Genomic DNA, 18047 nt, shown 5'->3' with positions numbered 1-18047 from the left:
ATATGAACTGAATATGAACAAACTGATTAACTCTTATTAGCTGAAGTTGTTTGCTCGTTCTTTTTCTACAATTCCCTCCAAATACGATAAAAACGTTTGACGTAAATCTCTGCGCTTTAACGCAACTTCTACCATCGCTTTCATATAGCCTACCTTATCTCCAATATCAAAGCGCTGTCCTTCCAGTTCAAGAGCAAACAATCGCTCTTTTTCACATACCACACCCAGTGCATCTGTTAATTGTAATTCATTTCCTACCCCTCTTTCAATCGTTTTTAGATAAGAAAAAATAGAAGGATTTAAAATATAGCGGCCCATAACGGCAATAGTTGACGGAGCTTGTTCTATCGATGGTTTTTCAATCAAGTCATTCACTTCATGAAGGCTGCCAGATTTATTTTTCGGCTGAATGATTCCGTATTTTGATACCTCTTCAACATCCACTTTTTGAACTCCGATAACTGATTGATTAGTCGTTTCATACGCTTGGATCATCTGTTTGAGCGCAGGTTCTTCAGAAGTCATAATATCGTCTCCAAGAAGAACGGCAAACGGCTCATCTCCAATAAACTGTTCGGCACAAAGAATAGCATGACCAAGTCCTAACGGCTCTTTTTGACGAATATAGTGAATGCTGGCCATTGACGAGATCATTTGTACTTCTTTTAGCATTTGGAACTTGTGTTTTTCTTCAAGCATTTGCTCTAACTCAATTGATTTATCAAAATGGTCTTCAATTGATTTTTTGTTTCGTCCTGTAATAAAAATAATACTTTCAATACCTGATTTCACAGCTTCTTCTACAATATATTGTACAGCAGGCTTATCGACAATTGGCAGCATTTCTTTGGGCTGCGCTTTTGTCGCTGGCAAAAATCGAGTTCCTAAACCGCCTACTGGAATAACTGCTTTTTTTATCGTCATATATGAATCCCTCTTTCTTTTTTAGTAGTAAATACAAATAATTTAGTACCAATAAAGTTGATACCGACACTTACGATTGTAATTAAAAGTTTACTGAGTAGCAGCGCTACCCCCCATTTATTATATAGAACAGTCAATAGAAATGATGTTAGAGATAAAGTGATCAAATTTACGATCACAAATGAAATCACTTCACGCTTACTGCTTTTTTCTTTTCTCTCAAACGTCCATTTGCGATTCATGACATAACTGTTTAAAATGCCCGCACTGTATGAAATCCACTGCGCTAGTATATAGTTAACACCAATTGTTGTTAAAAGTGCGTACACTACAAAATCAATCAGTGTATTTAAAACTCCTACTAACGCAAATTTAATAAAAGATATCCATTTGTTAGTCACGAAGTGATACTTCCTTGCGTGGTTCAAGCTGATACTTTTCCCGGACGATATAGAGTGGACGATTTTTTGTTTCATCGTAGATGCGGCCAATATATTCTCCAATCATACCAAGAATAATTAAAATGATGCCGCTAAAGAATAGCTGAATGACAATTAATGACGACCACCCTGTGATGGTGCTGTCTGTAAATAACTTCAAATACAGCACCACTAAAAGATAAATAAAACCGATACCAGATAGCGTTACACCAGCATAGCTAGCTAGCTTCAACGGTTTATAAGAGAAAGACGTAATGCCATCCATTGAAAGCTTCAGCATCTTTTTCAAAGGATATTTCGACTCACCCGCCAAACGCTCGTCTCGCTCATATTCTACTGCTATTTGCTTAAAGCCCACCCAGCTTACTAATCCGCGAACAAAGCGATTTTTTTCTTGAATGCTATTCATTTGATTGCACACTTTGCGATCTAGCAAACGGAAATCCCCTGTATCAAGCGGAATATCAATATCGGTCATCGCACGTAAGAAGCGATAAAACATAGCAGCCGTTTGTTTTTTAAAGTATGTTTCTCCTTTTCTCTTTGTACGCTTAGCGTATACAACGTCAAACCCTTGCTTCCATTTTTCAATCATCTCTAAAATCAATTCGGGCGGGTCTTGCAAATCAGCATCAATCACAACGACCGCCTCTCCTCTTGCATAATCCATACCAGCTGTAATAGCAATTTGATGACCAAAGTTACGGGCAAAGTCTAATAAAACAACCGCTGGGTCTTGCTCACTGTACTCTTTAATCATTTCTGCTGTTCGATCTCTACTGCCGTCGTTCACGAAAAGAAGCTCGTAAGCTTCTTTCGTTGAATGCATCACTTCTGTGAGACGGCGGTAGGTTTCATGAATCACTTCTTCTTCGTTATAGACAGGAACAACAATAGAATATTTAACAATGGAACTCATGTTTATGCCCTCCTTATTTAAGCGTTATTTCGTATAGTGTTCCGTTTCCAGATGGCCCTTGCTGAGCACTTGATGAAGTAGACTGCCACTTGGAAGAAGGAATCTCCTTACTATTTTCTTTAATCCACGTGATAACGTCAGATTGACCTCCCTTGCCCATTCCAGACAAGTAGAAATATTTCACTTCACCTTTTTTAATCATGGCTTTTAATTTACTTACCGTTAAAATTGGATCTGAACCGCTAAATCCACCCATTGCCATTACTGGCTCGCCCGTTTTGATAATGTAAGGTGCAGCTGAAGTTGAATCCGTTGTGGCAAATAAATATTTTTCACCTGTATTATTTTTTGTTAAATAGTTTAGTAGCTTTTTGTTTACTTCTGCGTTCATCCCTCCACTTTTTCGTTTTGAAGATGATGATTTGCTTGAAGAGCTATTTGGCATTTGACTATTATTGGATGAACCGCCTGGCATTTGCATTTCACCACTGTTTGAAGAACCGCTTGGCGGCTGCATTTGACCATTATTGGACGAACCACCCGGCATTTGACCGCCGTTCGATGAACCGCTTGGCGGCTGCATTTGATTGTTTGAAGATGAATTGCCGCTAGAGCTTCCTGGAGGCTGCATGCCGTTAAAGCCAGACTGTTTGCTATTCGTTGCTGGGCTTGGAGGTCCTCCCATACCGCTTGAAGAATCAGGACCTGCTGATGGAAGCATGCTATTTCCACCATAAATAATTGGTGTCATCGCCCAGTACGCCGGCATCGCAAGTAAGACAACCATCGCTGCGGCTCCTAGGTAGTTCGTCAACGAATTTTTACGCTGTTTACGAACAGCTAAAACAAGAGCTAAAATGACGCCCAGTGCTCCTACACCTGCAATTGGCGCTACGCCGATTGAGCTGACATAAGGAGACATAATATATACTTGAAGTGCTGCTGTTGTTAAAATACCACCTGGCAGCAGCCATGATTTCCAGCCATTATGCTGTTTGTACATGCTCCATAAAGCTACTGCTCCCGCTCCGGCAAATGCAGCGATTGGAGGTGCCAGCATAATTAAATAATACTGATGGAAAAATCCTGCGATACTAAAGAAGATAGCTACTGGTAGCAGCCACGCTAACCAAAATAAACTTTCTTTTTGTTTTGTTGTGTAAGGTCCTTTAAATTTTACTCCGGCAAATAAACCCACGATTGAAAAGATTACAAATGGTAGTAACCAGCTGATTTGATCTGATAACCCTTTTTGGAATAGTCGGAAGGGACCAGGATTACCCGTGTTGAACATTCCGTTTTGATTCCCTCCGCCTGGAGCCTGCATCTTTTGGGAAGAGCTGCTTTTTCTTTGATTTGAGCTTTGTGAAGAATCAGCACTTGAATTGCTATTTTGTTTTGTTTCACTGCTTGCTGTTTGCTGCTCAGTTTGAGCAGACTGCTTATGACTGCTTCCCGTCACGCTTGTATTTCCGGTTAAACGATTAATACCGTTATATCCAAAAGCAAGCTCTAGAACTGAATTTGTCTGACTGCTTCCCATGTAAGGTCGCTTATCAGCAGAAGTTGAATCTACTACAACAGCCCACGATACAGAAACTGCAAGCATCAGTACAGTTGCTGTTGTTAAAAAAGAAATTTTCTTTTTCCACGTGATTTTGGTTGCCACTACATAAAAAACATAAAATGCTGGTAAAACCATGTATGCTTGAAGCATTTTCATATTAAAGGCAACACCAATCATCGCAAAAGCAGCTAACACCCATCCAAATTTAGCTGTGCGCACAGCACGAAATAACATCCACGTCGCTACTAATAATGTAAACACAAGCATACTATCGATATTATTTGTTCGGCTTACCGCCGGTACAATTGGCGTCAAAGCCATCGCAAGAGCAGCAAATCTCCCAGCCCATACACCAAACGTACGTTTTACGAGTACGTATAGTAAAAGGACTGAACCGATGCCTGCTAATGCTTGCGGTAGAATGACGCTCCATCCGTGAAATCCAAATATTTTGGCACTAATTGTCTGAATCCAAAATACAACCGGCGGCTTATCAATCGTTACATAGCCTCCTGGATCAAAAGATGCGTAAAAGAAATTATGAAAACTTTGAAGCATACTTTTGACAGCTGCCGTGTAATAAGCGTTGGCGTATTCATCTGTCCAAATTTTAAATAAGTTCAAAAACGCTCCAATTAAAACAATGGGAACTAAAAATAAGTCTATTCTTTTTTCATTTGAAGTTCGTTCTTCTTTCACTTCACTGTTCATGTGTTTCATTTCACTCCTTCGTAATTTCTGACTTTAGTCTAACAAGCATATGTGAACTGATTATGAACAGAAAAAATAATTTTTTATTTTTCAAAAACCCATTTGACCTCTTACGCTCACCAATGAAATATTTTACAATTAAAGAATCAAGCACATGAAATAGAAAGCGCATTTTTGGAATGCTGCAGCTTCTAAGAAACATTATTATCCACACTTCATCCACTTCTTGGTGAGAAAGGAGACAACTTTATGATTCAAGTAAAAGATATATACGGAAATTTACCCACGCTAGAAACCGAAAGACTCCGCTTGCGGAAAGTTACAAAAAAAGATGTGCGTGACATGTTTGAATATGCCTCAAATGAAAAGGTAAGCAGATATGTAAATTGGGAAAAGCACCGAAAGCTTCAAGATACAAAAGAGTTTGTTTCCTTCGTTTTAAAGCAGTACAGCAACCAATCCATTTCTCCTTGGGCTATGGAAATCAAAGCCTTAAAAAAATGTATTGGCACCATTGACTTTGTCACTTGGAACCCTACTCATCGCATTGCGGAAATTGGCTATGCGATTTCTGAAGAATATTGGAATAAGGGATTTGTTACGGAAGCAGCTGAAAAAGTAATTGCGTTTGGATTTGAAGAAATGGATTTAGTGCGCATTCAGGCAAGGTGCTTTGTTGAAAATGCTGCATCTGAGAAAGTAATGAAAAAAATCGGTATGTCTTATGAAGGAACGATTCGAAAAGCCATGTTTATTAAAGGAACTCATCAAGACTTAAAGTTATATTCAATCTTGCGAGAAGAATATACACGCAACGCGTAGAAAATGTATAAAATACCTTCCATAACATAGGCTAACTTCAACACTAACTCTTTCTTTTGAGGTGAACAATGTTGAAGCAAGCAATTCAGCATTTAGACTTATCTGCACATGGTTTGTGGTTTCCGATTACCGTTAGTTTATGTTTATTTATTCTTGCCCTTGTTTTATTTAAACGACAGCTAACTTGGCGAGATTTTTATATCACGTTTTGCGTAGTTGGATTTGTCGGATGGCTTTGTGATGTTATCATTACGCGTGTTTTTAACATGATTGATTTGGGAGATCCAAAAGTTACAGGACTTGGAGATATTCTAAGCTATACATTTATTCCACCTTCTCTTTCCATTTTATTTTTGACTTACTTAACAGCTAAAAATAAATGGGTTTTATCACTTCTCTTTTGCGCTGGTTCACTACTCATAGAATACGGAATGATTAAAAGTGGCTATATGCATTTAAACGGCTGGTTTTTTATCTATTCAATAGTGCTATACTTCCTCGTTTATGCTTTTGTGCTACCATGGCATATGGCATTTATTAAGTAAAAAAGCGGATGTTGATTAACATCCGCTTTTTTACTATGCGCTTACTTTCTATCTGCTGAAATCCATATTTCATACCGACGTTTAGAAGAAGGAATATCTCCATTGTATGTTCATAACAGGTCATTTTATGCGTTGTGATGATACATGCGCACGGCTATGTTCTTCAGGACGTCTAAACCCAATTTTTAAAAGCGCTGCTTCTAAATTTGCTTCTGTTTTAATTTGATTAAAATTAATTCCCAGTTTCACTACCGTTTGGGCAATTTCCGGTCGTATCCCTGTTATAATGGCTTCCACTCCTACTAATTTGAGAGATCGATGAATTTTGAACAGATTGTCTGCTACCATTGTATCAATAATCACGACACCTGAAATATCCAAAATAAGATAGGATAATTGAAGGCTTGTCCCTTTTTTCAAGCAAGTTTCCATAATAACTTGCGAGCGATGAGTATCAATTTCTCCAATAATCGGCATAATAGCGATACCTTTTGTGACAGGTACGAGCGGAACTGACAGTTCTTCTAGTGACGTGTAAGCTAAATTCATCATATATCGATTATGCTCATCATAAATTTGACCAAAAACATATGTTACCGTATCTAAAAGCGGATCAATTCGCTCACTGACATGCAGCATGGTAATTGCAGCAAACTGATGCTCCTCTAGTTCTCTTGTAAATACATCCCAAATAACGCTGCGATAGATTGGGAGGATACCGAGTGCTTTTTCTAAAGGAATATTTTTTTCCACTGCATATTTTCCCGTGTCAAGTGCCCATTCTTTAACAAGTTTAAGTACATCCTCTTGTTCTTCAAATAGCGCTCTTCCAAAGTACTCCATAATTGACACTCGCCATTTCAAAATTTTCTTTTCTTTTAATTCCTCTATACTTAGCGTATGTGTAGAATCTAAACGTTCGGCTAATTTTTCTGACAAGCTATATTTATGTTCAAGAATCTTTTTTCCTATATACACGAGCTCCTCTTTCATAAAATATGTTCAGCTCCTCTTTTCTGCTATTTTTACTGCGTATATAACCTTGACTAAGCCTACTTACCCAACTGACAATTGACTAGCCTTCCTAAAAATAACAAAAAAGCGGTTATTTTATGAATTTTCTTTCTTTTTATTATAGTACCAGAGTAAGAGCCGCACAACTGAAAGTTTGCTGCGAATAAAATTCGTAATTTGACATAGAAAACAACCCTGTTTGAACTCAAACAGGGTTGTTTTCTGTATTTACTTATCTCACTTTACACTTGGAATAGCCAGACAACAATCGGCCCAAAAACCGAGCCCAGTACAGCGCTTAACGTCATTGATACCGAGCTCATCGATACCGTTAGTTCACCGTATTCAAATGCTTTAGAAGTTCCTAGCGCATGAGAAGCGCTGCCTAGGGCAATTCCTTTTCCTAAAGAACTTTTAATACGAATCCACTTTAAAAGTAAAGGTCCAAGAATTACTCCCGAAAAGCCTGCAATCATAACAAATACCACAGTCATGGATGGCACCCCTCCTAGTCCCGTAGCAATTTGAATTGCAACGGGAGTGGTAATAGACTTAGGAACAATGGATAAAATCAGGCTTCGGTCAATGCCGAATACTTCAGCGAACACAAGTCCGCTAATCATGCCTGCAAATAATCCTACAAACACTCCTCCAATAATAGGAATGCTGTATTTCACTAGCATCTCACGCTGTTTATAAAGTGGATACGCTAATGCAACAACCGCTGGCCCCAGAAGTGAATTAATCCATTTGCCTCCAATCATATACTCGTCATAAGAAATATGAAAAGCAAGCAAAAGAAGAATAACGAATACGGTTGTAGTTAACACTGGAATAAGAATTGGGTAGGAGAACCGTACGTATACTTTCGCCATGACTAGATACAAAGCAACTGTAGCTATGATTATAAAGAGCGCGATAAAGAATTCTTGCACTGTTGTTTCTCCTTTCGTTTGTTCGCTTTCTTTTCTAAAAGTTGGCTGGCAGCCCCCGCGGCAGCCATCGTAATGATTGTACTAAGCACAATAATTAAAAACAAAATCGCTCCGCTGCTTGAAAGAAGCGAAGGATAATTCATCACTCCTGCCATAGCTGGTATGAATAATAAAGGTAAAAAAGATAACAAGAAGCTTGCTCCGTCTTCGATCACTTTGATGGGAACAATTTTGCACGTTAAGCAAATGAGCATTAAAATTAAGCCTATAATACTGCCTGGGATAGGCAGGTGAAGTATGTGGTGAACAGCTTCGCCAATCATAGAAAAAGCATAAAGAATCGCGATTTGTAAAATGATTCGTATCACTTTCATTATAGGTCACTGTCCTATAGATAAAGAACAGTTGTCCTCCTCTCTTTACTTTGTCATGTTGTCTAACATTTAACTATATAAACATCCTTTACTTTACTTACTTTTACTTGTACTATACAACTATATATACATTTGTATTATACAAGTATATATTTCTTTGTCAATGAATGATTTTGTAAGGAGAGATTATAATGCAAGAAAAAAATTCAATTGAATTGATTGAATATGAACTTACTACCTTTATTAGACGAGCCGTCTATCTTGATAATTCTGAAAATAAAATAGGAAATCTAGAAAGATCAGCTTATTTATTATTGCGGCAATTAGATGAATTTGGACCAGCTCGTGTAAAAGAGCTAGCAGAAGCATTTAAACTCGACATTTCAACTCTGTCTAGACAAGCTGCTGCTTTAGAAAACAAAAAGCTTATTTCCCGCTCTTCTGATCCTTCGGATGGACGCGTCAGCCTATTTGACATCACACCACGTGGAAAACGCATGCTGCAAACTGATAAACAAATGCGCCTTGAACGCTATCATAGTATGTTAAAAAAATGGTCAAGTGAAGAAAAGGAGCTGTTTGGCAAACTACTAATGCGGATGAATGACGCATTTATCGATTAAATAGAAATTTATAAAAATTAGGCTGCTGCTGCAAGGTGTTTGTCCCTGTCTCTTTTCTCTTTCTTGCATTTAATGTAAAGAGACTATTGAAAAGGATGTATGATTATGTCTGTTCCGAACAAACGGAAAGCCACGCCCTGCCTCTTCCCCGGCTATAAATGGTGTGGTCCCGGCTGCAGTGGGCCCGGCTGTCCTGTAAATGATGTAGACTGCTGCTGTAAATACCATGATTTATGCTATGAAGATTACGGATCATGCCGCTCATGTGATGAGCAATTCCTTGACTGTCTTTGCTCCAAAGCAAATCCGTACAGTTTAAAAGGAAGACAGGCATACGCTATGTATACCTATATGCGGCTGAAGTTAGCTTTAAAACAATATGACTAAACAGAAAAGAGGTGAATTAAAAAATTCATCTCTTTTTTATGCCATTTTATCCGTATGAATCCAAAAGCGTTGAACAACAGCTCCGTTCTCTTCTATATAATCCTCGTCTTGTATACCACCGTTTGCCAGAATAGTTCGACGAGAAGCCGTGTTCCAATCATCACACACAACTAATGCACGTTGAACTCCCAGCTTTTTAATTTCTTGAAGAGATAACTTCAGTAGCAGCTTCGCATATCCTTTTTGTCTTTCGCTTGGCCGAATACCATAACCTATATGTCCTCCGCTGTTTCGCAGTATTTCACTTAGCTCATGGCGGATATTAACTACGCCTATTACTTTTTCGTGATGCATTAGCCAGTAGGTGGAATCGGGTACATATCCTTTTTTTAATCCGATCCCTTTTTCTGCATCTAACAACTCTTGAACCATTTTTTCAAAGTAAGCAGGATCTTTAGCAATTACCCACGGAATCATTTTTTCTCCGCTTGCTTTCCATTCATGATAAAAGCTCATATAAGCCTTTTTATAAGCTACATCTGGTTTCATTAAAACGGCGGTTTCCATGTACCTTCCTCCTTTTTATTTATTATGTTTATACTACCGATTTTCTCCAGTAAATAAAAGGGGATAATTTACATATCTTATAAATGTGTTTATTCACTTATTTATAAGATATGTCACAAAAAGCACTCAATGGATATACCATTGAGTGCTTTTTGTTTTACTGCCGATTGTTTAAATAAATTCCTTAAAAAACCTCGTCACTTTTGCAAGGGCGTATAGGAAGGTTCGCTTCATAACAGGTTCTTCTTTCTTTTGGATGTCAGGAGATTTAATCCATCGCTTATGGTTGGCAATAAGGATACTTTTATCCATTTTGTTTTCCATCGCCATCGTCAACTTTTTTGCAAATTCTTGACTATCGATAATGACCATTGATTCATTATTCAAAAATGTAGAACGAGAATCTAAATTAAAAGAGCCTACGGCGCTCAGTCTTTGATCATAAATCACAGACTTTGCATGGATGGAATAAGGTCCTTGGTATTCGTAAAGCTTTACACCTGTCTTCATAATCTTATCACGCATACTTATATACCCGGAAAAAGCCAACACATTGGGCGTAGATGTAACTGAATTTGTGAGTAGCGTCCATTGAACAGCTGGATTCTTTTTCATTGCTATATACTTTCTCATCGCATTGGTTGGCACCACATAAGGACTTTGAATAAGAACAGAGCGGTTAGCTCCTTCTGCCAGGTTAATAAACGTTTTCCACATAAAAGGTCTTTTATTAAAGCGTTCAATTGGATTATGAATAAAAGAAACACGCTTTGTAGGAACGGTGGAAGCATTCCAATCAATCTTAGGCGTCGCAAACGTTTCTCCTACTTGCTTAGCTTTATCATATTGCTGCAGCAGCAAAGCTTTCATTCTCTTTCCCTGATCGACCTGGTACTGTGTGAGATGATGAAAAGCTTTTTTAGTGTAAGGATGAGCCCATAATTCATTTATATAATTTTGCATTTGAGTGATAACGCTATCTTGTTTATGTTTGCTGTTTGTAATAAAGACATCACGATCATAGACGAAATCTGGAGGAGGCTTTTTAGCCAAATATTTGTCCCCTATATTCCGTCCTCCTATTATGCCTAACTCTCCGTCTACAATCATTATTTTGTCATGCATACGATTTTGCCACGCCCAAGGTTTAAACAATTGAAGAGGTTCGTAATACTTCACTTCAATATTAGGATGTGAAGCTAATGCATAGAGTACGCCTCTTCGATTTCCTCGTAAGCCGTTAGCTATCCCATCTAAAAGAACGCGAGTATGGACGCCTCGATCAGCTGCTTTAAAAAGAGCGGCCATAATTAAATCAGTTGACTCTCCTTTTCCTATTGAGTAATAAGTAATATCAATCGATTTCTCAGCTTCTTGAATCATTTGAATACGAACTCTTCCTGCCTCATAACCATCTTCAAGAAGTCTCACTCGATCCGTAGACTCCCTGTGACCAAAAAAGCTAGCCGGTTTAATTGAGGTCGTTTCCTCTCCTTTTTTTAAAGGTACATAAAAGAGAACCACCGCGGTTATAACCACATACAGAATATATAGAGATAAAATAATAAGTAATCCTTTGACTGCTATTTTTATCATCGCAACTCCAGCTTTTTGTCTTTTTCTGTTATCGTTCACAAATAAGGATCATTACATACAGGAAACTGCTTCCTTGATTGCTTTGCGCTTTGTCTTTTTGACACATTTATTTTTTCTGATTCACTATTTGTATAGTATGCTAGTACATATCATAGAAAGAAGGATGATGGTGATGGAGGAATATTCTTTTCGTTTTCATATTACAGACTCTTACCCTTTGCAAAATGAAAACGATAAAATAGAAGCTGTTGTACGCACCAAAATCAAGCATGCGGACCGAGGATGCTTGTATGAGGGTTACCTTCGTGTTCATATCACTAATATTGGGGTATTTCCTGTAGCAAAAGATATTGCTGAAGCGATTGGCGTTCGTTCGCTTCGTCAGCAGTTAGCGGCCGAATTAAAAAGATACGTACGGCCGCACCGCAATTTTTTATAACTTTATCCAAACATTTGACCAAGTGGACTTTCATCTTCAATAATATCTTGAATAGCGTAGATAGAAATAGGAAAGTAAGGAATTCCATATACGTAAGGAGCCAGGTCATACAGCTGATAAAAGAGTACAAGTGATTTATCGGCGATATAAAAATCTTGATCTGGTTTAATTCCTTTATATTCTCCAAGAACCATAATATCGCGCTCTTTTATTTGCTCTCCTACTATTTTAGAAAGAATGCTCACGTAATTACTGTCTTTTTTAAATAGATCTTTGAGTTGATACGTTTTTCCAGTCAGCACATTAAACGTTAACGGGACGACCACGGTCAATCCATGCGCTCCCCCGGAATAAGCAAAATTGACAAGTGTTAAGCTGAGCACATTTCGCTCGTTTGTTTTCAACTCATAATAACCCGTTTCTTCTGTATCCGGATTTTCTCCATATCCCTGCTGACGAATTAATTCATTCGTGCGCTGCAAAATTTTACTGTTCATGCTGTGCTGAACAGCTTGATTAGTCAAATGTACAACTGGATAGTAAACGTTTAACTTTTTCTTCACCATTTGTTGAGAATATACGGTTGCAGGTAACGTAACCATGGCTTCCCCCTCTTTGTATACAGGTTGTTACATTCTATTCTGTTAGCCTCCATTCCATTACTGAAGCAAAAAAAGATTCAGACATAACGAAATCAATCCAACCTAAAGACGAACAAACTGGATAAATTCTCTAGTATTGTCGCTTGTAACACCGCTATTGATTTCCGCGGAAGTTTTCGCCTTGCCCTCCAATCACCAGCTAGAAGCACCTCCATACATGAAACCTATGTTGACTTTATCAATGAAAAAATCCGAACGAGTTTGATTCTCAATCAAGAATCAAACTCGTTCGGATCTTCATTCAACGAAAATACCTTTGTCTCAGCCTCTTTTTTACTTTTTATTATTTTACGTTGTTAATTGTTTTAGCAGCGTCTACCGTATTTTTTAATAACATTGTGATGGTCATCGGACCAACTCCCCCTGGTACTGGTGTGATATAACCTGCAACTTCTAAAGCCGCTTCGTAATCAACATCACCAACGAGTTTACCATTTTCCATTGTGTTACCTACATCAATTACAATGGCACCCGGCTTAATATCATCTGCTTTGATAAGTCTAGGTTGTCCTACAGCTGACACAAGAATATCAGCTTGTTTTGTTAAAGCAGATAAATCTTTTGTGCGAGAGTGAGCAATTGTTACCGTTGCACTTTCTTGAAGTAACAGCATGGATACTGGTTTACCAACAATATTGCTTCGTCCAATTACTACCGCATGTTTACCTGAAATTTCTTCACCTGAACGTTTAATTAACTCAACGATACCGTGTGGTGTACATGGTAAATAGCACTCATCGCCAATAACCATATTCCCTACGCTTACTGGGTGGAAGCCATCTACATCTTTTTTAGGAGATACAGCATTTAATACTGCTTTTTCATCAATATGTTTTGGTAATGGAAGTTGAATAAGAATACCATGAACAGATGGATTTCCATTCAAGTGATGGATTTCGTTTAAAAGCTCTTCTTCAGTAATCGATACGTCACGTTTGATAATTTCAGACGCAACACCGATTTCTTCACAAGCCTTTGCTTTTGCTTTTACATATGATTGCGAAGCAGGATTTTCTCCTACTAAAATCACGGTTAAACCAGGAACGATACCTTTTGTTTTTAATTGAGCTACCTCTTCTTTTAATGCGGCGCGCAGTTCTTGCGCTACTTCTTTTCCTTTAATTACTTTCGCTGTCATGATGTTTTTTGCTCCTTTCAACTGTAGCCATTTAATAAATGTACGAATTATAGTTATTAATCTAACACAAAAGTTCGGTTTTGTTCAATGTTTTTATTATTTTTATTTTAAATAGATGAAAATAAATAACAAATAACGTATATTCCATTCTTATCGTACTATAATATTTTGTATTCACCAAAGGTGTTTTTATTCAAACATTGCTTTTCCAAATTAAAAACCGCACCTTCGGCACGGTTTTGAACGATTTATTTTTCTGTTGATATGCTTTTCTTTGTAGTCAACGGCAGCACGTCTTCCTCTGTTTTTAGATCTTTTACATGCATTTCCTTGAGAGGCGCACTTATTTTCTTATTTTTCGGAGGTTCTTCAAAATTCTCCACCCAATCACATAGCAGTTCAAATCCTTGATACACATAAGGGAGGAGAGGCTGAAGCTTTCGATCTGGGTCAATTTGATGATTCCATACTAAGCTATCAATGTGGTTGCCATTTTCAATTACATAGTGACGATGAAGGTGTTGCTTACCAGAATCTTTTACCAGTTGTTCATAAGGATAAGCATGAATATCCGGAAAAATAAGAGCATCTAACGACCCTGTAATACTTATCAACGGAACGGAAATATCACCTGTATTTTCAATTTCACGAACTCTTTGCTTTACATCTTGCGGTCTTTCTTGATAATCATACTTTTCAAAAATAGAATCTAACGAACGATCTCTAACTCCGTTTTCAAAAAGAGTCAAGTATTTTTGCCATGGAATGCTTTCAGGTGCTTGACTGTCAAACTCATCTCTATATATATTAAGCGTTAAAAACCAATAATACTGGTCATGATATGGCCATAAAAACTCAGATCCTTTTGGCAACCCTGCTTGATACAAACGGTGCAAAGCTTCTTTTTGCGATTCACCTACGGTGTACAGTGCTTCTTCGGCATGATTTACAACAGGTGTTAAGGAAGTAATCAAGTTATCGTGATCAGCTCGCCACATAACCCCTTCCCATTCAACGCCTCCATTAAAAAGCTGAGGCTCTCCATTTTTTCCATCGTTTTCCAAAGCATAGCGAACAACATAACCCCCGTTAGAAATACCTAACGCATACGTTTTTATATCGAAATATTCTGTCACTTCTTTTTGAAGTTTGTGACGATAATTTTCAAACAAAAATCTCTGAGCTATTTTTGCCACTTCTCGGTATTGAATATGCCATTTTCTAATGGAGTCTTCTTCTTTCACTAGAGCGTTCTTTGCTTTAGCAAATGGATCATCTATCACTTCTTCTCCCTGAGTTCCTTTATCAGAAGCAGCAAACGCAAACCCTTTTGCCAACACATAGTCGCTGAATAGTAAATCCGTTGATTTCTCATCTCGGGTAGCTGGGACTCCTGACATAACTAACTTTCCATTCCAATCATCAGGAATTCGAATGAGAAATTTACCACCATCAACTTCACCTTCTACTTGAACGCCCGTTATTTCTTCAGGCTGATACATGTAATACCATCCATTTTTTTCTTCTTTTGTTCCCCAATAGATAGGAGCCAGCCCAATGTTCCCATAGGCAGTCGCTGCTTGAAATTGAAGAGGATTTTTAGTCGTTAGCCAGTTTCCATACTTACCGTCAAACGTTGTGATATTCAAGTGATAACCTCCATTCACATTTGCTTTTGAAGACACTCTTGGGGACTATACATGCATAATTTTAGTTAAATATTACCATCCTTTTCTCAAAAAGTACATCAAAACGCCTTTCTTACAGAAAGAAAGTAGACATTTATCACAACTTAGCCCATAGCGCCGTATAATATTGAAATTTATTCAAAAAAAGGAGTGTCAATGACTATGAGTTCGTTTAATTCTTCAAAACTTTCTACGACTCTTATTCCACCTGCTACTTCCTCCTATCCGGTTTCCGGAAGAAAATATACTCTTACTCATTCTGATACAACCGGTCAGCTTTTTTTAAGCATCGGATGCTCATATAACAACAAGGCGATAGATAAAAATATGCGTGATGAAGTACTAGCTGCTCTTCACGTAACAGACCGACAAGCAGTTATTCAAGGCGAAGTTTTTGTTAGCGGAGGCGAGTTCAGCCGCGAGCAAGCGCAGCTTCGTTATCAGATTTTCCGTCGTGAACTCCCCCTTGCTTTAGAAGCAATATTTTACGGAGACCAAGCGTTTTTTCAACATTATCCCGACTTGCTAAATACACCGATTTACATTTATTTTATATCGACTTATCAAGAGTTTAGAGGATGGTCCTATTATCAAACTCCTAAATTTTATTTAAAACAAACATGCAGCAGCTAGCACGTTCGTGCATAAACTAATGGGAAATGAACGAGGAAGGTGTGAATGTTTCATGTACAGTCAATGGGTTTACCCCTATATGCCGCGCTACTACCATCCAGTAGTTCCTACTACGAATGAAAATTATTTAGAACCTTATAGATACAATGAAGACTTATTTTCTTATATCCTGCATGAAGAAGAGGAAGTTAGATCTACACGCGATATAGACAGAGTGATGAAAATTTTAAAACGACAGTATCAGTCCATCTACAGAGATGCTCAACGAGGCGGGATGGATAGCAAACTAACAGAATACTTATTTCGTTCCATTGTAAGATTTGTTGATGATAACTATAACAATTACAGCGGATCTATTAACGAACGCGTTGAAAAAGCCGCGCGACAGTTAAAAAAACGTGACCCCTGGATATTTGAACTTTTTAACTTATACAGCGTCTCCCCCGCTTCACAGGTTCGAATTACCAACACGATTTTAACCGTTTCGTTTGAGAATTTACGTAGAGGAAATGAAGTTCCAAATCCTAGATAAACAAAAAACCGCCACAATTGTGACGGTTTTTTGTTATGGTAATACAGTTGCTCCCATTAGATGGCTATCAACTTGTTTAGCTACTTCACGACCTTCATGAATAGCCCATACGATTAAACTTTGCCCACGACGAGCGTCACCAGCAGCAAAAACACCTTCAACATTTGTTTTGTAATTTCCATACGCTGCATCTACGCGACGATTTTTCGTTTCAACACCAAACGCTGATAGAACCGGATGCTCTGGACCTTCAAACCCAATCGCAATAAAGACAAGCTGAGCTGGCCATACTTTTTCTGTTCCTGGAATTTCGGTAAAGATGTACTGTCCATTTTCACCTTTTACCTTTTCCATTTGCACCGTATGAAGTTCCTTTAGATTGCCTTGCTCATCTGCCACGATTTTTTTCGTTTGAATTGAATATTCACGTGGATCGTCCCCAAATTTCGCCTGTGCTTCTTCATAAGCATATTCAAGATTAAATACATGTGGATATTCAGGCCACATATTATCTGCCGTACGCTCAGCAGGAAGCTGAGGATGTTTACCAAACTGAACAACGCTGCGGCATTTTTGACGAAGAGCAGTAGCTACACAGTCAGCTCCAGTGTCTCCTCCTCCAATAACAATAACGTCTTTTCCTTCAGCATCAATAAATTGACCATCTTTGAAGTTAGAGTCTAAAAGGCTTTTTGTTGAAGTTGTTAAGTAGTCCATTGCAAAGTGAACTCCTTTTGCTTCACGACCTTCTAGTACTAGATCTCTTTGCTTCTGAGCCCCTGTACACAAAATTACAGCATCATATTGTTCTTTTAACTCTTCAGCAGTAATGTCTTTTCCAACTTCCGTATTCGTTACAAAATCAATACCTTCTTGCGTCAATAAGCGAACACGTCTTTCCACTACTTCTTTATCTAGCTTCATATTCGGGATTCCATATGTTAATAAACCGCCAGCACGATCTGCTCTTTCATATACCGTTACTGAATGACCCGCTTGGTTCAGCTGATCTGCGCTTGCTAAGCCTGCTGGCCCAGAGCCAATAACAGCAATTTTTTTGCCTGTTCTCTTCTCCGGAATACGCGGAGTAATCCACCCATTCTCAAAGCCTTTATCAATAATAGCGCGTTCGATATTCTTAATCGAAACGGCTGGATCTGAAATAGCAAGCGTACAAGAACCTTCACACGGAGCAGGACAAACTCGTCCTGTAAACTCCGGGAAGTTGTTCGTTTTCATTAAACGCTCTAAAGCTTCTTTCCAGCGTCCTTTATAAACTAAATCATTCCACTCTGGAATTAAGTTATAGATTGGACATCCAGAAGTAAAAGCATTAATATCCATTCCCATGTGGCAAAAAGGTGTGCCACAATCCATACATCGTGCCCCTTGACGGCTTAGCGCTTCATCAGATAAAGGAGCAGCATACTCTTTCCAATCACCTAAACGTTTTAACGGGTCACGTTCCTTCCCTTTTTCACGTTTGATTTCCATAAATCCTGTTGGTTTTCCCATCGTACTCTCCCCTTTC

At 38.2% G+C, this 18047-nt stretch carries 20 protein-coding genes; 7 read left to right on the top strand and 13 right to left on the bottom strand.

The window, feature by feature from the left end; genetic code table 11:
• Positions 1 to 36: 36 nt before the first annotated feature.
• The 4 genes from galU to BG04_RS21830 are packed head-to-tail and all read right to left on the bottom strand — an operon-like array spanning position 37 to position 4570.
• Positions 37 to 924 carry a UTP--glucose-1-phosphate uridylyltransferase GalU gene (galU, locus tag BG04_RS21845; RefSeq protein WP_034652588.1) on the bottom strand — a complete coding sequence of 296 codons (888 nt, stop codon included), beginning with the start codon at positions 922 to 924 and terminating at the stop codon, positions 37 to 39.
• On the bottom strand, positions 921 to 1325 hold the full coding sequence (locus BG04_RS21840) for a GtrA family protein (protein WP_013082947.1): 405 nt from the start codon (positions 1323 to 1325) through the stop codon (positions 921 to 923). The genes galU and BG04_RS21840 overlap by 4 nt, the downstream gene beginning before the upstream one ends.
• Positions 1318 to 2283, bottom strand: a complete 966-nt coding sequence (locus BG04_RS21835) for a glycosyltransferase family 2 protein (RefSeq protein ID WP_034652591.1) — start codon at positions 2281 to 2283, stop codon at positions 1318 to 1320. Before BG04_RS21835 ends, BG04_RS21840 begins: the two co-directional genes overlap by 8 nt.
• 13 nt (positions 2284 to 2296) lie before the next feature.
• Positions 2297 to 4570 carry a glycosyltransferase family 39 protein gene (locus tag BG04_RS21830; RefSeq protein WP_051975610.1) on the bottom strand — a complete coding sequence of 758 codons (2274 nt, stop codon included), beginning with the start codon at positions 4568 to 4570 and terminating at the stop codon, positions 2297 to 2299.
• Positions 4571 to 4810: 240 nt separating this feature from the next.
• Here BG04_RS21830 and BG04_RS21820 point away from each other — a divergent pair, with 240 nt between their 5' ends.
• On the top strand, positions 4811 to 5383 hold the full coding sequence (locus BG04_RS21820) for a GNAT family N-acetyltransferase (RefSeq protein WP_034652594.1): 573 nt from the start codon (positions 4811 to 4813) through the stop codon (positions 5381 to 5383).
• Positions 5384 to 5451: 68 nt separating this feature from the next.
• Positions 5452 to 5928: a hypothetical protein gene (locus BG04_RS21815; RefSeq protein WP_034652596.1), complete on the top strand. Its 477-nt coding sequence runs from the start codon at positions 5452 to 5454 to the stop codon at positions 5926 to 5928.
• Between the two features lie 120 nt (positions 5929 to 6048).
• Here the strand turns inward: BG04_RS21815 and BG04_RS21810 are convergent, their stop codons facing one another.
• The 3 genes from BG04_RS21810 to BG04_RS21800 all read right to left on the bottom strand — a co-directional run bounded on the left by BG04_RS21810 (position 6049) and on the right by BG04_RS21800 (position 8251).
• Positions 6049 to 6921 carry an STAS domain-containing protein gene (locus BG04_RS21810; protein ID WP_034652598.1) on the bottom strand — a complete coding sequence of 291 codons (873 nt, stop codon included), beginning with the start codon at positions 6919 to 6921 and terminating at the stop codon, positions 6049 to 6051.
• A gap of 263 nt (positions 6922 to 7184) precedes the next feature.
• On the bottom strand, positions 7185 to 7877 hold the full coding sequence (locus tag BG04_RS21805) for an LrgB family protein (RefSeq protein ID WP_013082941.1): 693 nt from the start codon (positions 7875 to 7877) through the stop codon (positions 7185 to 7187).
• Positions 7847 to 8251, bottom strand: a complete 405-nt coding sequence (locus BG04_RS21800) for a CidA/LrgA family protein (RefSeq protein ID WP_013082940.1) — start codon at positions 8249 to 8251, stop codon at positions 7847 to 7849. The genes BG04_RS21805 and BG04_RS21800 overlap by 31 nt, the downstream gene beginning before the upstream one ends.
• Positions 8252 to 8442: 191 nt before the next feature.
• On the opposite strand from BG04_RS21800, the gene BG04_RS21795 reads away from it, so the two are divergent.
• Positions 8443 to 8874 (top strand): MarR family winged helix-turn-helix transcriptional regulator, encoded by a 432-nt coding sequence (locus tag BG04_RS21795; RefSeq protein WP_016763912.1) that lies wholly within the window; start codon positions 8443 to 8445, stop codon positions 8872 to 8874.
• 99 nt (positions 8875 to 8973) lie between these two features.
• The gene (locus tag BG04_RS31450) at positions 8974 to 9261 is read left to right on the top strand and encodes a phospholipase (protein ID WP_306385328.1); all 288 of its coding nucleotides are present in this window, start codon (positions 8974 to 8976) and stop codon (positions 9259 to 9261) included.
• A 36-nt stretch (positions 9262 to 9297) separates the two neighbouring features.
• On the opposite strand, the gene BG04_RS21790 is transcribed toward BG04_RS31450, so the two are convergent.
• Together BG04_RS21790 and BG04_RS21785 are read right to left on the bottom strand one after the other, a co-directional pair.
• Complete coding sequence (locus tag BG04_RS21790; RefSeq protein ID WP_016763911.1) at positions 9298 to 9828, bottom strand: GNAT family N-acetyltransferase; 531 nt, start codon at positions 9826 to 9828, stop codon at positions 9298 to 9300.
• Between the two features lie 171 nt (positions 9829 to 9999).
• Positions 10000 to 11424 (bottom strand): phospholipase D-like domain-containing protein, encoded by a 1425-nt coding sequence (locus tag BG04_RS21785; RefSeq protein ID WP_034655195.1) that lies wholly within the window; start codon positions 11422 to 11424, stop codon positions 10000 to 10002.
• A gap of 172 nt (positions 11425 to 11596) precedes the next feature.
• Between BG04_RS21785 and BG04_RS21780 the strand changes: the two genes are divergently transcribed.
• Positions 11597 to 11863, top strand: coding sequence for a diaminopimelate epimerase (locus tag BG04_RS21780; RefSeq protein WP_100229235.1), 267 nt, complete (start codon positions 11597 to 11599; stop codon positions 11861 to 11863).
• A gap of 2 nt (positions 11864 to 11865) precedes the next feature.
• Here the strand turns inward: BG04_RS21780 and BG04_RS21775 are convergent, their stop codons facing one another.
• The 3 genes from BG04_RS21775 to BG04_RS21765 all read right to left on the bottom strand — a co-directional run bounded on the left by BG04_RS21775 (position 11866) and on the right by BG04_RS21765 (position 15312).
• Positions 11866 to 12465 (bottom strand): DUF3298 and DUF4163 domain-containing protein, encoded by a 600-nt coding sequence (locus BG04_RS21775; protein WP_013082936.1) that lies wholly within the window; start codon positions 12463 to 12465, stop codon positions 11866 to 11868.
• Between the two features lie 343 nt (positions 12466 to 12808).
• Positions 12809 to 13663 (bottom strand): bifunctional methylenetetrahydrofolate dehydrogenase/methenyltetrahydrofolate cyclohydrolase FolD, encoded by an 855-nt coding sequence (folD, locus tag BG04_RS21770; RefSeq protein ID WP_016763907.1) that lies wholly within the window; start codon positions 13661 to 13663, stop codon positions 12809 to 12811.
• 248 nt (positions 13664 to 13911) lie between these two features.
• Entirely contained in the window at positions 13912 to 15312 is a 1401-nt protein-coding gene (locus tag BG04_RS21765; RefSeq protein ID WP_034652604.1) for a tannase/feruloyl esterase family alpha/beta hydrolase, read from the bottom strand.
• Between the two features lie 201 nt (positions 15313 to 15513).
• On the opposite strand from BG04_RS21765, the gene BG04_RS21760 reads away from it, so the two are divergent.
• Together BG04_RS21760 and BG04_RS21755 are read left to right on the top strand one after the other, a co-directional pair.
• The gene (locus BG04_RS21760) at positions 15514 to 15984 is read left to right on the top strand and encodes a staygreen family protein (RefSeq protein WP_013082933.1); all 471 of its coding nucleotides are present in this window, start codon (positions 15514 to 15516) and stop codon (positions 15982 to 15984) included.
• Positions 15985 to 16036: 52 nt separating this feature from the next.
• Positions 16037 to 16516 carry a hypothetical protein gene (locus BG04_RS21755; RefSeq protein ID WP_034652606.1) on the top strand — a complete coding sequence of 160 codons (480 nt, stop codon included), beginning with the start codon at positions 16037 to 16039 and terminating at the stop codon, positions 16514 to 16516.
• A gap of 33 nt (positions 16517 to 16549) precedes the next feature.
• On the opposite strand, the gene gltD is transcribed toward BG04_RS21755, so the two are convergent.
• On the bottom strand, positions 16550 to 18031 hold the full coding sequence (gene gltD / locus BG04_RS21750) for a glutamate synthase small subunit (RefSeq protein WP_013082931.1): 1482 nt from the start codon (positions 18029 to 18031) through the stop codon (positions 16550 to 16552).
• Positions 18032 to 18047: the final 16 nt, after the last annotated feature.

The organism is Priestia megaterium NBRC 15308 = ATCC 14581 (assembly GCF_000832985.1).
Classification (GTDB): domain Bacteria; phylum Bacillota; class Bacilli; order Bacillales; family Bacillaceae_H; genus Priestia; species Priestia megaterium.
This window is presented reverse-complemented; position numbering and strand designations above follow the sequence as displayed.

Coding starts and splice junctions, on each gene's coding strand:
- BG04_RS21795 (WP_016763912.1), top strand. CDS start 8,443: ATGCAAGAAAAAAATTCAATTGAATTGATTGAATATGAACTTACTACC.
- BG04_RS21830 (WP_051975610.1), bottom strand. CDS start 4,570: ATGAAACACATGAACAGTGAAGTGAAAGAAGAACGAACTTCAAATGAA.
- BG04_RS21800 (WP_013082940.1), bottom strand. CDS start 8,251: ATGAAAGTGATACGAATCATTTTACAAATCGCGATTCTTTATGCTTTT.
- BG04_RS21755 (WP_034652606.1), top strand. CDS start 16,037: ATGTACAGTCAATGGGTTTACCCCTATATGCCGCGCTACTACCATCCA.
- BG04_RS31450 (WP_306385328.1), top strand. CDS start 8,974: ATGATTATGTCTGTTCCGAACAAACGGAAAGCCACGCCCTGCCTCTTC.
- BG04_RS21820 (WP_034652594.1), top strand. CDS start 4,811: ATGATTCAAGTAAAAGATATATACGGAAATTTACCCACGCTAGAAACC.
- folD (WP_016763907.1), bottom strand. CDS start 13,663: ATGACAGCGAAAGTAATTAAAGGAAAAGAAGTAGCGCAAGAACTGCGC.
- BG04_RS21790 (WP_016763911.1), bottom strand. CDS start 9,828: ATGGAAACCGCCGTTTTAATGAAACCAGATGTAGCTTATAAAAAGGCT.
- BG04_RS21760 (WP_013082933.1), top strand. CDS start 15,514: ATGAGTTCGTTTAATTCTTCAAAACTTTCTACGACTCTTATTCCACCT.
- BG04_RS21835 (WP_034652591.1), bottom strand. CDS start 2,283: ATGAGTTCCATTGTTAAATATTCTATTGTTGTTCCTGTCTATAACGAA.
- BG04_RS21780 (WP_100229235.1), top strand. CDS start 11,597: ATGGAGGAATATTCTTTTCGTTTTCATATTACAGACTCTTACCCTTTG.
- galU (WP_034652588.1), bottom strand. CDS start 924: ATGACGATAAAAAAAGCAGTTATTCCAGTAGGCGGTTTAGGAACTCGA.
- BG04_RS21815 (WP_034652596.1), top strand. CDS start 5,452: ATGTTGAAGCAAGCAATTCAGCATTTAGACTTATCTGCACATGGTTTG.
- BG04_RS21785 (WP_034655195.1), bottom strand. CDS start 11,424: ATGATAAAAATAGCAGTCAAAGGATTACTTATTATTTTATCTCTATAT.
- BG04_RS21775 (WP_013082936.1), bottom strand. CDS start 12,465: ATGGTTACGTTACCTGCAACCGTATATTCTCAACAAATGGTGAAGAAA.
- BG04_RS21810 (WP_034652598.1), bottom strand. CDS start 6,921: ATGAAAGAGGAGCTCGTGTATATAGGAAAAAAGATTCTTGAACATAAA.
- gltD (WP_013082931.1), bottom strand. CDS start 18,031: ATGGGAAAACCAACAGGATTTATGGAAATCAAACGTGAAAAAGGGAAG.